The organism is Mesorhizobium sp. XAP4 (assembly GCF_029269325.1).
Classification (GTDB): Bacteria; Pseudomonadota; Alphaproteobacteria; order Rhizobiales; family Rhizobiaceae; genus Mesorhizobium; species Mesorhizobium ciceri.
The window spans coordinates 80,372-94,885 of the sequence record NZ_JARIXW010000004.1; the positions used below are offsets into that span (position 1 = coordinate 80,372).

The window sequence follows — 14,514 nt, forward strand, 5'->3', positions numbered from 1 at the left end:
CCTGCGCTGTTGCAAGAACGGAGAGCGGATGTGACTGCTTCTATCGCGCCGATCGCGCGCGACAATCTGACGACGCGTGTCTATGAGGAGCTTCGCCGTGCCATGATGGAAGGCCGTTTCTGGCCGGGCCATCGCTTCAAGATCCGCGACCTTGCCGCCAGCCTTCAGGTGTCCGAGACGCCGGTGCGCGAGGCGCTGATGCAGTTGGTGCGCGAAAAAGGCCTGGAGATGGAGGCCGGCCGTTCGATCACCGTCGCCCAGCTGTCGCTGGCTCAGTATCTGGAACTGCGCAGCATCAGGCTGCATCTCGAAGGCATGGCGGGTGCCGCGGCAACGACGCGCATCGAGCCGCGCGAGATCGACCGTCTGGCGGCGGTGCATGAGAAACTCATTGCCAACGAGGACAATGGCCGCTGGTTCGAAGCCGTCCGCGACAATTGGGAATTCCATCACTCCATCTACCAGGCGGCGCAAATGCCGGAGCTGCTGGCCATCATTGAGGGAATCTGGCTGCGCAACGGACCGCTGGTGAACTACCAATACCCGCACGCCCGGCCGACCTATGACGGCCGCCACCGGCATCTCGACATTCTTGAAGCGCTGCGGGCGCGCGACGAGAACGGTGTGCGCAAGGGCATTCAGCAGGACATGATCGAAGGCGGCCGCCTGCTGGTCAAGGTTCTCGAACGGCTGAACGACGGCGCGGTCACGCCGGAGGAACTGCGCCGCGCTGCGCAGAACGGCCGACTGGTGTCGGCCACCGGCTGAACAGTTTGTTCCTTTCCACCGCATTGGCGCCGGTCACGCCACCTGCGCCGCGGCGGCCATGCCCGCATCGGCAGCCTGCAGGGCGAGATCTATATCTTTTGCGGTGTGCGCAGCACTCAGGAACATGTTGTGCCGGGGATGGAAATAGGCGCCTTCGCGCAAGGCGGCCGAGCAGAAGGCGTTGGCTAGCTTGAATTCGGCATCGCCGTCGAACAGCACCATCGGCATCGACACCGGACCTGTCTGTCGCAGCGAAAGACCATGCTTCTTCGCTGCAGCATCGAGGCCTGAGCGCAGCCTGTCGCCGGCCTGTGTCATGTGGGTGACGGCGTCGGTATCGCGCAGCGTGCTGATGGTGGCGATCGCCGCGGCCATTGCGACGGCGCCATACCAGAACGAACCCGTCACATAGACCTTGGTCGCGGCTTCGCGAAACCGGTCGGTGCCTGCGATGGCGGCCAGCGGATAGCCATTGGCGATCGCCTTCGAGAAGGCGGACAGGTCCGGCCGTACGCCGAGCGGCTCCCAGCTGCCGGCGAGGTCGATGCGGAAGCCGGCCCTGACATCATCGACGATCAGCGCCGCATCGGCGGCGGTGGTGAGTTCGCGCGCCCGTTTGGCGAAGGCGGCGGTCGGCAGTTCCTGGTCGCGGGCGATGTCGTGCCGGAAGGCAGTGACGACGACAGCAGCGAGATCGTTGCCGGCCTGCTCGACGGCCGCTTCGAGGCTGGCGACGTCATTGTAGTCGAAATGGATCAGATGGGCGCGGTCCTCGGCGGTGACGCCGGCCAGCGATGGCGTGCACCACGGCACGGCGCCGTGATAGGAGCCGCGCGCGACCAGCACCTTGCGTCGGCCGGTGCCGGCGCGCGCGATCGTCACGCAGGCCGTGGTGGCGTCGGTGCCGTTCTTCTGCAGCATTGCCCAGTCGGCATGCGCGACCGTCTTGACCAGCAGTTCCGCCAGCTCGACCAGCACCTCGCCGGGGCCGTTCATCGCATCGCCGAGGCGACGCTGCCGGGCGGCAGCCTCTTCGACTGCTTGATGATGGTGGCCGAGAATGTTGGGCCCCCAACTGCACATCAGGTCGATGTATTCGTGCCCGTCGACGTCCCAGACCCGGCAGCCGTCGGCGCGTTCGAAGAATTGTGGATAGGCGGAGCCGAGATAGCGCGTCGCCATGTGTCCCCACATGCCGCCCGGAATCACCGAGGCCGCACGCTCGCGCAGCAACTGGTCCTTGGAGTTGATCAGGGAAGGCATGAAGAGGTCTCCGCTCATTGATATATCATATATTGAATGTAATGTTGGAAGAACAGGATTTGCTGGCCTTCCGGATGGAGAACAGGGAGGCGACAGTCGCCTCCCTGTATTGTTTTGCTCAGTGGCTGAGTTCTGCCAGCGGCAGGTTGCAGCAGGCGCTGTAGCGCACGCCCTTGACGTCCGACTTGTAGGCCAGGATCAGGTTCGGGCTGATCAGCGGCAGGATGATCCTGTCCTTGATCATCTCCTCGCCGGCCTGGTGCCACAGCTTGGCGGCCTCGTCGCCGCTTGCCGCAAGGGCTGCCTTGTAGATATCCGCTTCCTTCGGGTTGAGCACCGACGGGTCGCGCTCCGCGCCGGCACGGCGCGACCAAGGGCTGCCCTTCGTCATGGCGAAATAGTCGATGTATTGCGAGGTGCCGTAATAGTCCGGCGCGTAGAACACCGCCGTCATTGGGATGCCGTCGCCATTGACGCGCTCGCGCCAATTGGCGAAGGGGATCGGCTGCAGGTCGAGCTTGATGTTGATCTTGGCCAAATCCTGCTGAACCTTCTGCATCAAGAGCGAGAGATCGACGCCGTAGACGTTCATGCCGGGGAACGCTGCCTCCATCTCGAAGCCGTCGGCGTGTCCGGCCTTGGCCAGAAGTTCCTTTGCCTTGGCAACGTCATAGGGCTGCGCCTCGAAGCCCGAACCGCCGGGGAAGCCGAGCGGGATCGGCGCGCTGATCAGCTGACCCTCGGAGCCGATGGTGAAGTCGAGGATAGCAGGACGGTCGAGACCGAGCGAAATGGCCTCGCGCACTTCGGGCGTCAGCGGCACCTTGTTGGCCTTGGCGCCGGGCGACAGCGCCACATAGATGAAGTTGTAGGACGGCACGGTCTCGATCTTGACGTCGCTGCCGGTCATCGTCTTGGCCGTGTCCGGGTCGATCTGCATGGCGATATCGGCGGTGCCGCTCTGCAGCATCTGCGCCTGCGCCACCGCATCCTTGGTCTGGCGTATGACGACTTCGCTCAGCGCCGGCGCCGTGCGCCAGTACTTGTCGTTGCGCGCCAGCCGCAGTTCCGAATTGGGCTCATAGGATTTCAGCACGAACGGCGCGCTGCCGGCCGAATGGGCCAGGAACCAGGCCTCGGCATTGTCTGTCGTCGAGGCGTCCGCATCGGCCTTGGCGCCGGCTTCGGAAGCAACCTTGCTGTTGACGACCGCTGCGTAGGGCGCCGCCGCGATGTTGAGGAATTCGGAGCTCGGCGCGACCATCTTGACGACGACCGTATGCGCGTCCGGAGTCTCGATCGAGGCGACATTGTCCATCAGGAACGAGGCGCTGCCCTTGAGGTTCTTCAGCCGCTCCCAGGACCATTTGACGTCCTTGGCTTCGACAGGCGAACCGTCCGAGAATTTGGCGGCCGGGTCGAGCGTAAAGGTGAAGCTGCTCTGGTCGGCATTGCCTTCCCACTTCGAGGCGAGCAGCGGGATCAGCTTGTTGTCCTTGTCCAGCGTCAGCAGCGATTCGTAGACGCTGGAATTGTAGATCTGGCAGGTGTCGCAGAAGGCGCGGTGCGGATCGAGCGAATTGAGGTCGATGTTACGCGCGATGACCAGCGGCTTGCTGTCCTGCGCGAAAGTGGCAGGCGCCCAGAAGGCGCTGGTGGCCAGCAGCACGGCCGCCAGCATCGTCGCCCTGGTCTTGGCTCTTGGTAGGATCGTCATGTCCATTTCATTCTCCCATTTTCTTGTCAGATCTTTGTGGCAATGCGTTGCTCTATCCACCCACGGCAATGAGGGATTGAAGCGCGGCCTTGAGCTTATCAGCGCCGCCCAGTGCGGCGCGGTTGAGCGGGGCCGATACGACGGGAGCCGAGAGGCTTCCCGTCACATGCAGGATCTCGTGATCGAGATAGTCGAACACGCGATCCTGAATCTCTTGTGTCAGCCGTCCGCCAAGCGACAGTCCACGCTGCACCTGCTCGACGACGGCCACCCGGTTGGTCTTGCGGATCGAGGCCTCCACCATCGGCCAGTCGAGCCCGGTCGGGTCGAGGCTGCGCAGGTCGATGATCTCGGCATCGACGCCGGTCTCCTCGACCACCTGCTTGGCGACGGCGACCATGCTGGCACTGGTGAGCAAGGTGCAGGCACTGCCCGGCCTGACGGTTTTCGCCTTGCCGAGTCGCACGCAATAATCGCGGTCATCCGCAGGCACAGGCCCTTCGCTCGGGAACAGTTCGACATGCTCGATGACGACGACCGGATCGTCGCATTTCAGCGCCGAATTCATCAGGCCGATATAGTCGAAGGGCGTCGTCGGGGCGACGATGCGCCAGCCGGGAAACAGCGCGAACAGGCCAGACGGATCGCCCGAATGCTGCGAGCCGTAGCCGGTGTGCGGCGAGACGCGCACCCGGATCACGATCGGCACCGGGAAGCCGCCGCCGAACATGTGGCGCACCTTGCTGACCGCATTGAACAGCTGGTCGGCGGCAACCAGGCAGAAATCGCCGAACATGATCTCGACGATAGGCCGCAGCCCGCAAAGCGCTGCACCCAGCGCCACGCCGACAAAACCGTTCTCGGCGATGGGCATTGCCAGTACACGCTCCGGCCAGCGTTCCAGCGCACCCTTTGTGGCGCCCGAAACGCCGCCGCGCAGCCGGTGCACATCCTCGCCCATGATAATGATGCGCGAATCCTTTTCCATGGCGCGCGCAATCACCTCGGACGCGGCAACCATGAACTTGACCGGCCTGGTGTCGGCTGGCGGCATATCCTCGATCTCGAGGAAACGCTCGCCCTTCAGTTCGGAAAGATCACCGCGTATCTGGTTGTCGACGCCGCCTGGGTCTGGCCACAGATGGTCGGGAATGCCCAGCGCGTTGCCACTCATTTCGGTGAGCGAATCGGCAGCGGTGTTGACCACCTCCATGACGCGCTGGTCGAGTGTGCCGAGGTCGGAAGCGTTCAAAATGCCCATCGTCTTCAGGCGAGCCGCCATCGTGACCAGCGGATCGCGCGCTTTCCAGGCGTCTTCCTCGGCCCGCGTGCGGTAGCCGAATTCGCTACCCGGGCGCGCGCCGCTCTGATGCAGGAAGCGGTAGCAAAGCGCCTCGACCAGCACCGGGCCACCGTCTTCCTCGATCGCCCGGCGCGCCTCGCGCATGGCATGGTGGACCGCCACCACATCCATGCCGTCGCATTCGATGCCGCGAAAGCCGAGCATAGGTCCGCGCGAGGCCAGCCGCGTCTCGCGCGTCTGCTCGTTGATGTGCGTCGAGACGGCATAGAGATTGTTTTCGGCGAAAAAGATCACCGGCAGCCGGTAGAGCGCGGCGATGTTCATCGCCTCATAGGCCGGCCCCGCCATCATCGTGCCGTCGCCGAAAAAGGCGACCGAGATGTTGCCGGTATCGAGCAGCTTGTCGGCCAGCGCATAGCCGGCCGCATGCGGCAGGTTGCCGCCAATGATCGCGCTGGTGCCAGGGATGCCGGAGGCATCGTCGCGCATATGCATCGAGCCGCCACGGCCGCCGCAATAGCCTGACTTGAGGCCCATGATCTCGGCCATCAAGCCGCGCACCGAGCCCTGCATGTCCGGGTTGAAAGCGTCATGCAACGGGTCGAATCCGCCGGGCGTCTGCGCGTTGACAAGCTTGGCCAAGACCTGGTGATGGGCGCGGTGGGTGCCGTTGATGCGGTCGCCCGTACCGAGCACGGACATGGCGCCGACCGCCGTCGCCTCTTGTCCGATGCTGGCATGCGCCGGACCATGCACCAGCCCGGCATTGGCGAGATCGAGCACTTTTTCCTCGAAACGGCGGATGAGCAGCATCTGCTGATACCAGCGCACCAGGCTCGAAACCTCGGCGTCGTTCCAGTCCGAATCGTCGACGTCGAGCCGCAACCAGGGCGCCGATGGCTGGATCGATGTCTGCTGGACCATGTCAGCTATTTCCGTTCTGGTAGATGATATATCAAATATTTTCTCAGTCGATTGCGTCCGGGCACTTTTCCTGGGCACTGCACTGGCTTGCGGGCACCGCACAAATGGAATTAAATTTCATTTTCTGTGCGAAGCCGAGACTAAGCCGGGACGGCGGCGTTCCGCAAGAGGAATTTTGAAGCCAGTTTTCGAGCCATTCCGGCGACAAGCCCCCTGCACCAATTCACGGAGGGAGCGGCTCTGCAAATCAGGCATTCGGCTGGCGGATCGGCTGGGTAAGCGAGCGGCTAGCGATCGGCCTGATGCTGGAAGAACTGCAAAAACAATTCCCGCTCGGTGGTGATGTCGAGCTTCTCGTAGATGCGCCGGCGATGGTTCTTGACCGTGCCGACGGTGATGCCGAGGCGCTCGGCGATGTTGGCCGTCGGGTGGCCGGCGAGGATCAACTGAACCAATTCCCGCTCGCGCAGCGACAGCTCCGGCCACAGACTGGCCGGGATCGTCGGCTCCTGCCGGGGCGAGGCGCCGGGGCCTGTCGGCGCCGACGTGCGGGAGAATTTGGTTCCGCGCGCCTTGATGTCGAGCGCATGCAGCGCCTCGAATACAGGCAACCGCTCGTCCAGCAAAGCGATCTCGCTCTCCTTGAACGACGTGGTCGAGCGGTCGAGGAAGATGCCGAGGCACCAGTCGCCGCCATCGGCAAGCATGATGCCGACCTCGTCGCAGATCTCCGACTGCGCCAGGAAGCCGGCAATGTACTGGCCGCGCTTGGCCTCGTCGTCGGCGAGCCGTTTCAGCGGCATGATGCCCAACCTGCGCTCGCGCCGCCACGAGGCATAGAACGGGTCGAACACGTAGTAATTGTGGAGATAGCGCCGGACCATCTCATCCGAGAAGCGCCGGTGCTTGATGAATTCGGGTGTCTGCGTCGCCGAATAGCGCGTCACCGTGACGAGGTCGTGGTCGATGTCGGCGCCGATCAGGTCGATCAGGCAGTCGACATGCCTGTCCGTGCCGATGGCGGCGATCGCTTTGGCGAGCGGCGCCCAGATATTGCCCATGCCCATGCCCTTTTCTCGGCGATGTCAGCCCAACCGTCATTGTGTCTTTAGGCATATGGCGCGAGGCCATCCAATGAATCTAGCCTGGCGTCAACCTAGACCAGATCCCGAGGCGACCGTGACCCAACCCAATCTCACCGCCCCCATTGTCGGCAACCCAATCGTCATCGGCATCGACGCCGGCGGCACCATGACCGACACGATCCTTGTCGATCAGGACGGCCACTTCAAGATCGGCAAGTCGGCGACCACGCCGAAGAACGAAGCCGAGGGTTTTCTGGCCTCGGCCGAGGACGCGGCGGATGCCTGGGGCATCTCGCTGGAATCATTGTTTTCAGGCGTCAACGTCGTGCTCTATTCCGGCACCGGCATGCTGAACACGCTGTTGTCGCGCACCGGCCGCCGGCTCGGCCTGATCACCACCAAGGGCCTCGAGGACATGATCCTGATGGGCCGCGGGCTGCAGGCCTGGGCCGATTATTCCTACGCCGACCGGCTGCATGCGGTCACCCACCATCATCCCGATCCGCTGGTGCCGCGCCGCCGCACCCATGGCGTCACCGAGCGGATCGACCAGTTCGGCGACGTCGTGCTGCCGCTCTATGAGCACGAGGTTTCTGCAGCCGCAAAAAAACTGATCGCCGACGAGGTCGAAGCGATCTGCATCATGACCATCTTCTCGCACGTCAATCCGGTGCACGAGAAGCGCATCGCGGAAATCTGCCGCGAAGAGGTCGACAAGGCCGGCGCCGACATCATCGTCTACACCAGCCACGAGGTCCGCCCGGTCATCCGCGAGCAGTCGCGGCTGAACTCGGTCCTGATCGAGGCCTACGCCACCTCGCGCGGCCGCAAGCAGCTTAGGGGTATCGAGGACGTCTCGAAGAAATACGGCTTCAAATATGGCGTGCAGACGCTGCTCTCCTTCGGCGGCCTGACCTCGATCAACCATCCGCGCCTGCATGAAACCATGATCTCCGGCCCGATCGGCGGCATCCTCGGTGCTGCCTATGTCGGCAAGCTGATCGGCAATGATTCGCTGATCTGCTCGGACATGGGCGGCACCTCCTTCGACATGGGCGTTATCACGCGCGGCCAGACGCGGATCGAGAACGAGCCGCTGATGGATCGCTTCAAGCTCAACGTGCCGACGCTGCACCTCGATACGATCGGTGCCGGCGCCGGCATGATCCTCAAGGTCGATCCGCTGACCAAGAAAGTCTCGCTTGGACCGGAAAGCGCCGGCTCCGATCCAGGTCCGATTTGCTTCGCCAGGGGCGGCACCGAACCGACCATTGCCGATTGCGATGCGATTCTCGGCCGGCTCAACCCGCACTATTTCCTCGGCGGCAAGGTCGTGCTGCAGGTCGAAAAGGCCCGCCGCGCCTTCCAGGAGAAATGCTCCGACATCCTGGGCGTCGGGCTGGAGGAAGCCGCCGAAGGCATGATCGACATGCTGGAGGCCGACGCCAACAACGCGCTGCGCCGCGTCATTTCGGGCCAGGGCATCCATCCCTCCGAGTTCACGCTGCTGTCCTATGGCGGCTCTGGCCCGCTGCACCTGGCCGGCTGTTCCAGGGGCATCGGCTTCAAGGACATCATCACCTTCCAGTTTGCGGCCGCCTTCTCCGCCTTCGGCTGCACCACGGCTGATTTCATGCGCCGGCATTCGGTGTCGACGCAGCACGACATCCCGTCACGCGCCGATGAGGCGACGCTGGCCGCCTTCGGCGTCAAGGTCACCACGGTCTGGAACGATCTGACCAAGGCCGCGGTCGACGAGATGATCGCCGACGGCCATGCGCGCGAGAAGATCAGGACCGTGCCGTTCCTGATGATGCGCTACACCGGCCAGCTCGAGGATGTCGAAGTCATGGCGCCGCTGGCTGAGGTCAACTCGGCCGACGACATGCGCAGGGTTATCGACGAGTTCGAGGCGGTCTACGCCAAGGTCAATCATCGCGTGTCGCGCTACGGCGAGGCCGGCTTCACCATCACCGAACTCGGGCTGATCGCCACCGCCGACAAGGTCAAACCGGTGCTGCTCAAGCGTCCGCTTGGCAAGTCGGATCCGGCTTCCGCGCACAAGGGCGTGCGTGAGGCCTATATCGGCGGACGCTGGCACAAGGCCAATCTCTACGAGATGGACCTGCTGCAGCCCGGTCACGAAGTCATCGGTCCCGCCATCATCGAACACCCCGCCACCACGCTCGTCGTTCATCCGCAGGACCGCGTCCATGTCGATGAATGGACGCTGCTGCACTACACCCACGCTTGAGAGGGCATCGCCATGTTGGACAAACCTGCCTCGACCCTGCGCCTTCGCGAAAGACTGCTCGATTCCGAGCGGCTGATGGAAGAGACCGGCTGCTATGACGGCATCACGGAACTCACGCTGCGCAACCAGGATCCGCTGAAGTTCGAGACGCTGCACACCAAGCTGCGCGCCTATTGCGTCTCGGCTCGCGAAATGGCCCGCCGCATCTCGGCCTCGCCCGGCGTGCGCGAAGTCGGCGAGATGGTGGTCGCCATCTATACGCCCGAAGGCGACGCCATCGCGCTCTCCAATGGCATCATGGTGCATGTCCATACGATGAGCCGCTTCATCAAATGGATGATCAAGAACAATTACGAGGAAAACCCGAAGATCCGCGAAGGCGACATCTTTGCCAACAACGACGCCTTCATCGGCACCGTGCAGGTGCCCGACGTCATGGACGTGGTGCCGATCTTCCATGAAGGCACGCTGGTCGGCTGGGCCGGTGCCGTCTGCCACGAGCTGGAAGCCGGCGGCATTACGCCGGGCGGCGATGTCTGCCTGGCGCAGGAGCGCTTCACCGAAGGCCTGTTCGTCTGCGCCGAGAAGATCGGCGAGAATGACGAGATCCGGCGCGACTACGTCATCCGCTGTGAGCGCAATCTGCGCATGCCGATCTACTGGGTGCTCGACGAGAAGGCCAAGGTCGCCTCCTGCATCGACATGCGCGAAAGCGTCAAGCAGCTCATCTCGGAGATCGGCCTGGACTACTGGATGAAGGTGTCGAAGGAGTTCATCGAGGAAGGTCGCCGCGCCCAGCTCGCCCGCACCCGCCAGCTCACCGTGCCCGGCATCTACCGCGGCCACACGTTCTACGGCCATGTCACGGCGGGAAAGCCCGGCTTCCAGTTGCTCGGCGATCCCGACTGGCTCTACAACATCCCGATCGAGATGGAGATCACCACCGACGGCAAGATCACCATGGACTTCGAGGGCACGCAGCCCTGGGGTTACCATTCGATGAACTGCACGCCGGCCGGCATGGATGGCGGCATGTTCGTGACGCTGACCCAGCACATGAATTTCGAAGGCCTGGTCAATGACGGTGCCTGGATGGCGACCGAACTGAAACTGCCGCACGGCACCTGGACCAACCCCGACAACGAGATGGTGGCCACCGCCACCTCATGGGCGCTGCTGCTGCCGGCCTACGGTGTTTTCCAGCGGCTTTTGTCGCGCAGTTTTGTCGCGCGCGGCTTCGTCGAGGAGGCCTTTGTCGGCCAGGTCAACAGCCCGATGATCGAGATGGGCGGCGAAAGCCAATACGGCACGCCGTTCGGCATGGCGCATTTCGAGTGCGCTGCCGCCGGGTCCGGGGCGCTCGCCATCAAGGATGGTCTCGACACCGCCTATGTCGGCTGGAACCCGGAATCCGACATGGGCAACATCGAGGTCTGGGAACAGTCGATGCCGATGGTCTATATCGGCCGTTCGATCGTGCCGAATTCCGGCGGCGCCGGCAAATATCGCGGTGGCTGTTCCTTCGTCTCGACCTGGCTGATCAACAAGACCTCACATCTGCGGCTCCACACCTCCGAGCACTCCTCGCGCGTGTTCGACAATGGCGGCATGTGCGGTGGTTATCCGGCGCCGACCTGCCAGAAGCATCGCGCGGCGCGCAACTCAGACATTCACGAACTGGCGGCAAAAGGCGAACCGCTGGCGCATTCGCCCGGCATCGACCCTGACGTCTCCGACTACGAGAAGAACATCGGCGGCGACCATGTCGTGGTCGAAGGCCCCTACATCACCTCGCCGCACAAATCCGGCGACATCTTCAGCCATTCCTACAATGGCGGCGGCGGCTATGGCGACGTGCTGGAGCGCGATCCGATCAAGACGGCATGGGATGTCGAGAACGGCTTTCTCACCCGTGAAGCGGCGGACCAGGTTTTCGGCATTGTGCTGAAGGACGATGAAGACGGTTATCCCGTCGCCGATATCGACGCCACGGTCGAACGCCGCGCCGCCATGCGCAAAGAGCGCCTGGCTAAGGCGATTCCGGTGGCGGATTGGATCGCCAAGGAGCGTGGCCGCGTCGGAAAGGCCGACTTCGCGCCCGAAGTGAAGAAAATGTACGCCAGCGCGATCAAGCTGTCGTCGCGCTTCACCAAGGAATTCAGCGATTTCTGGAACGTCGACGCCAAATCGATCTTCACGCCGGGAGCCAAGCCATGACGTCATACAGCAAGGAAGTCCTGGGCGATCTGGCCGCCGGCAAGCTGCCCTGGCCGCAGACAAGGCGCATCATGAGTGCCTACAAGGATGACGACCGTTTCTTCAAGATGGTTGCCGTCTATCAGGATCGTGTCGCCTGGAAGGACCCGATCCTGCTGCCGGTCTCGGACCATCTGTTCATCTGCCAGAGTGGCGATGAGCGTATTACCCGCTGCGAATGCGGCCACTCCTTCGGCGACTATCGGAAGAACTGGAAGCTCAACGCCGCGATTAACGTGCGCAACACCGAGGAGGCTTTGCGCGAGATCTATCCCAACAGCGATCTCCCTGATCCCGAATGGATGGAAATCCGGGAGTTCATCTGCCCGGAGTGCGGGACGCTGCATGAGGTCGAGGCGGCGGCACCCGGTTATCCCATCGTGCATGATTTCGAACCCGACCTCGAAGGCTTTTATCGCGAATGGCTGGGCAGACCGCTTCAGGGGTCCTGAACCCTCGTCGATGGAGGCTGCGCCGCTGTGATTGCCAAATCCGGTCAGGACTGATTGCCTGCCCAAACGAAGCGGAGACCGTGCGCCATGAACAACCTTTCCGGCCGTAGCGCCATCGTGACCGGCGGTTTCTCGGGCATGGGCTTCGCCATTGCCACGGCTTTGGCCGAGGCTGGGGCCAATGTCGCCGTCGGCTCCTACATCGCGCCTGCCGGCGCCGACAGATCCGATGCCGCCTACTATCCGGCCGCCGACGAGATCGAGCGCGTGCGCTCGGCCCTTGCCGTCCATGGAACGAAAGTTCACGCCGCACACCTTGACGTTCGCGACAGCGACGTCACCAACCGTTTCGCGGCTGATGCCGAGACGGCCATCGGCCCCGCCGACATTCTGGTCAACGCCGCCGGCACCACCGCCGAGCAGCCGGTCTGCGGCCATTCCGACGCGCTTTGGGACAAGATCGTCGACACCAACCTGACCGGCGCCTTCCGCGTCACGCGTGCCGTGCTGCCGGGTATGATCGAGCGCGGCTGGGGCCGCATCGTCAACATTGGCTCGACGGCCGCCTTGGTCGGGTGGAAGGACAACCCGGCCTACTGCGCGTCCAAGGCCGGCCTGCTGGGTCTCACCCGCTGCGTGGCGCTGGAAGGGGCGGCGCATGGCGTCACCTGCGTTATGATCAGCCCGACCTGGGTCGAGACCGAACTGATGCGCCGCAATGTGGCGCAGGTCGTCGAGCGCGAAGGCAAGGGGCGCACGCCAGAGGAAGCGATGGCCGAGATCGCCAGGGGCAACCCGCAGCAGCGCATGCTGCAGCCGCAGGAGATCGCGGCTTTGGCAGTCTTCCTGTGCTCCGATCTGGCCAAGGGCATCACCATGGAAAACATCCAGATCACCGGCGGAGCGCTTTGGTAGCGTCTCGGACACGCAACCGGCTGATCTCTCCGCAGATGCCTCGCTGTAAGACAAGGTGACCGGATTTGCCATTGAGCGCCGGGCGCAATAGGTTATATTGCACTGCACAATGGAGACGCCGTTTATTGCACGCCCATGTCTGCGAAGATTCCGGCCGGCTCATGGCTTGCCGGCCCTGGGTCGTGTCGGCGGGACTCTGAGATGAAGATTCCAAAGTCCCTGCTGATCGATCCCGAGAAGAATTCGGTCTATGGCGCCTTTGCCGTAGCCGTTTCGATCTGGGCGTTTTCTTATTCGGTCATCTTCGGCCAGATATTGATCCTGGCCTACTATGCGGTCTGGCTCCCGCTCATCCTGGTCGACTACCGGCGGTTTGTGAGGCATCTGTCCAGCGCCTGGCTGCCGCTGCTGTTTGCTGCCTATGTCTGCTTCTCGGTTTTCTGGTCGCAGGCTCCCGGCGTCACCGCAAGGACGTCGGTCCAGTATTTTTCCCATATTGCCTGCGCCTACGTAGCTGCGCGCACCGTCAGCGTGCGCACGCTGACCATAGGGGCGCTGATCGGGATATTTGTCGTCCTCATCTATTCGCTGAAGGTCGGGAACTATTCCGAGGATGTCCTCGACGGCACCGTCAACTTCGTCGGCGCCTTCGCCTCCAAGAACCAGATCGGCTTTGTCGGCTCGCTCGGCATCTATTTCTGCGTCGTCTTCCTTGCGTTCTACAGGCGCGGCCGGCTGAGCTTCATCCTGGCGGTGCCCGTCGTGCTGCTGTCGGCCTATGTCCTGGTCGCCTCGCATTCCGCCACCTCGATGGCCTCGATACCCGCGGTTCTGGCGCTGGTGGCGCTTCTTGCGATGAGCAAACTTCTGTCACGACGCTATCGCCGGGTCATCTTCCTGATCGGCGCCGGCCTGCTGGTCGTGACGGCCTTCGTCGCCTTGAATCTCGGGTTGATGGACTTCGTCCTCGGCCTCTTCGGCAAGGATTCGACGCTCACCGGGCGAACCTATCTGTGGGAGCAAGGCTGGAACACGGTCCAGAAATCGCCGATTCTCGGCGTCGGCTATGCCGCCTATTGGGTGCAGGGTTTCGCTGAAGCCGAGCGGCTGTGGAACGAATTCTACATCACCACCCGCACCGGCTTCCACTTCCACAACACCTATATCGAGGCCCTCGTCGAACTCGGCTTCGTCGGAGCGACGCTGGTGTCGCTGATCATGCTGCGCACGCTCTACGGCCACGTCTCGGCGGTGATCTTCAAGGCATGGCAGGCGGACTCGGTGATCCTTTTCGGCGTGATGGTCCTGCTGCTGATCCGCTCCTTCGTCGAGGTCGAGATACTCAACCCCTACATCATGGGTTCTTTCCTGATGTATTTCAGCTTCTTCAAGCTGGCGCGGCTGCCCGTTACCCGCAGGCGGCGGTCACCGGCTCTGGAGCCGGCTGACGCGGCCGGGGGCGAGACTGACTGGCCTCGGTATGCCGGCCATCCGGCGGGCGCCGGTCCCTCATAAATTATCATCTCGCGGGCTGAAGGGAGCGGCCTTCCTCTTTGAGCAAGCATGTGCTCGGACGG

At 63.2% G+C, this 14,514-nt stretch carries 10 protein-coding genes; 6 read left to right on the forward strand and 4 right to left on the reverse strand.

Annotation, left to right across the window (positions count from 1 at the left end; translation table 11 throughout):
* Positions 1 to 30: 30 nt before the first annotated feature.
* Complete coding sequence (locus P3C39_RS18055; RefSeq protein ID WP_013528131.1) at positions 31 to 768, forward strand: GntR family transcriptional regulator; 738 nt, start codon at positions 31 to 33, stop codon at positions 766 to 768.
* A gap of 33 nt (positions 769 to 801) precedes the next feature.
* Here the strand turns inward: P3C39_RS18055 and P3C39_RS18060 are convergent, their stop codons facing one another.
* The 4 genes from P3C39_RS18060 to P3C39_RS18075 all read right to left on the reverse strand — a co-directional run bounded on the left by P3C39_RS18060 (position 802) and on the right by P3C39_RS18075 (position 7,042).
* Positions 802 to 2,031: an aminotransferase class III-fold pyridoxal phosphate-dependent enzyme gene (locus P3C39_RS18060; protein WP_275954166.1), complete on the reverse strand. Its 1,230-nt coding sequence runs from the start codon at positions 2,029 to 2,031 to the stop codon at positions 802 to 804.
* 118 nt (positions 2,032 to 2,149) lie between these two features.
* Positions 2,150 to 3,712, reverse strand: coding sequence for an ABC transporter substrate-binding protein (locus P3C39_RS18065; RefSeq protein WP_164747171.1), 1,563 nt, complete (start codon positions 3,710 to 3,712; stop codon positions 2,150 to 2,152).
* Between the two features lie 88 nt (positions 3,713 to 3,800).
* Complete coding sequence (locus P3C39_RS18070) at positions 3,801 to 5,975, reverse strand: alpha-ketoacid dehydrogenase subunit alpha/beta (RefSeq protein ID WP_275954165.1); 2,175 nt, start codon at positions 5,973 to 5,975, stop codon at positions 3,801 to 3,803.
* Positions 5,976 to 6,262: 287 nt separating this feature from the next.
* Positions 6,263 to 7,042 (reverse strand): helix-turn-helix transcriptional regulator, encoded by a 780-nt coding sequence (locus P3C39_RS18075; protein WP_063169873.1) that lies wholly within the window; start codon positions 7,040 to 7,042, stop codon positions 6,263 to 6,265.
* A gap of 112 nt (positions 7,043 to 7,154) precedes the next feature.
* Here P3C39_RS18075 and P3C39_RS18080 point away from each other — a divergent pair, with 112 nt between their 5' ends.
* The 5 genes from P3C39_RS18080 to P3C39_RS18100 all read left to right on the forward strand — a co-directional run bounded on the left by P3C39_RS18080 (position 7,155) and on the right by P3C39_RS18100 (position 14,452).
* On the forward strand, positions 7,155 to 9,314 hold the full coding sequence (locus P3C39_RS18080) for a hydantoinase/oxoprolinase family protein (protein WP_082826633.1): 2,160 nt from the start codon (positions 7,155 to 7,157) through the stop codon (positions 9,312 to 9,314).
* A 12-nt stretch (positions 9,315 to 9,326) separates the two neighbouring features.
* Positions 9,327 to 11,531: a hydantoinase B/oxoprolinase family protein gene (locus P3C39_RS18085; RefSeq protein ID WP_275954164.1), complete on the forward strand. Its 2,205-nt coding sequence runs from the start codon at positions 9,327 to 9,329 to the stop codon at positions 11,529 to 11,531.
* Complete coding sequence (locus P3C39_RS18090) at positions 11,528 to 12,022, forward strand: acetone carboxylase subunit gamma (RefSeq protein ID WP_013528124.1); 495 nt, start codon at positions 11,528 to 11,530, stop codon at positions 12,020 to 12,022. The genes P3C39_RS18085 and P3C39_RS18090 overlap by 4 nt, the downstream gene beginning before the upstream one ends.
* An 87-nt stretch (positions 12,023 to 12,109) precedes the next feature.
* Positions 12,110 to 12,937, forward strand: coding sequence for an SDR family NAD(P)-dependent oxidoreductase (locus P3C39_RS18095; protein WP_275954163.1), 828 nt, complete (start codon positions 12,110 to 12,112; stop codon positions 12,935 to 12,937).
* A 201-nt stretch (positions 12,938 to 13,138) separates the two neighbouring features.
* Positions 13,139 to 14,452 (forward strand): O-antigen ligase, encoded by a 1,314-nt coding sequence (locus P3C39_RS18100; protein ID WP_127367914.1) that lies wholly within the window; start codon positions 13,139 to 13,141, stop codon positions 14,450 to 14,452.
* Positions 14,453 to 14,514 lie beyond the last annotated feature (62 nt).

Bases quoted from the DNA above. Each gene is read 5' to 3' on its own strand.
- P3C39_RS18060 (WP_275954166.1), bottom strand. From the start codon at position 2,031: ATGCCTTCCCTGATCAACTCCAAGGACCAGTTGCTGCGCGAGCGTGCG.
- P3C39_RS18065 (WP_164747171.1), bottom strand. From the start codon at position 3,712: ATGCTGGCGGCCGTGCTGCTGGCCACCAGCGCCTTCTGGGCGCCTGCC.
- P3C39_RS18070 (WP_275954165.1), bottom strand. From the start codon at position 5,975: ATGGTCCAGCAGACATCGATCCAGCCATCGGCGCCCTGGTTGCGGCTC.
- P3C39_RS18075 (WP_063169873.1), bottom strand. From the start codon at position 7,042: ATGGGCATGGGCAATATCTGGGCGCCGCTCGCCAAAGCGATCGCCGCC.
- P3C39_RS18085 (WP_275954164.1), top strand. From the start codon at position 9,327: ATGTTGGACAAACCTGCCTCGACCCTGCGCCTTCGCGAAAGACTGCTC.
- P3C39_RS18090 (WP_013528124.1), top strand. From the start codon at position 11,528: ATGACGTCATACAGCAAGGAAGTCCTGGGCGATCTGGCCGCCGGCAAG.
- P3C39_RS18095 (WP_275954163.1), top strand. From the start codon at position 12,110: ATGAACAACCTTTCCGGCCGTAGCGCCATCGTGACCGGCGGTTTCTCG.
- P3C39_RS18100 (WP_127367914.1), top strand. From the start codon at position 13,139: ATGAAGATTCCAAAGTCCCTGCTGATCGATCCCGAGAAGAATTCGGTC.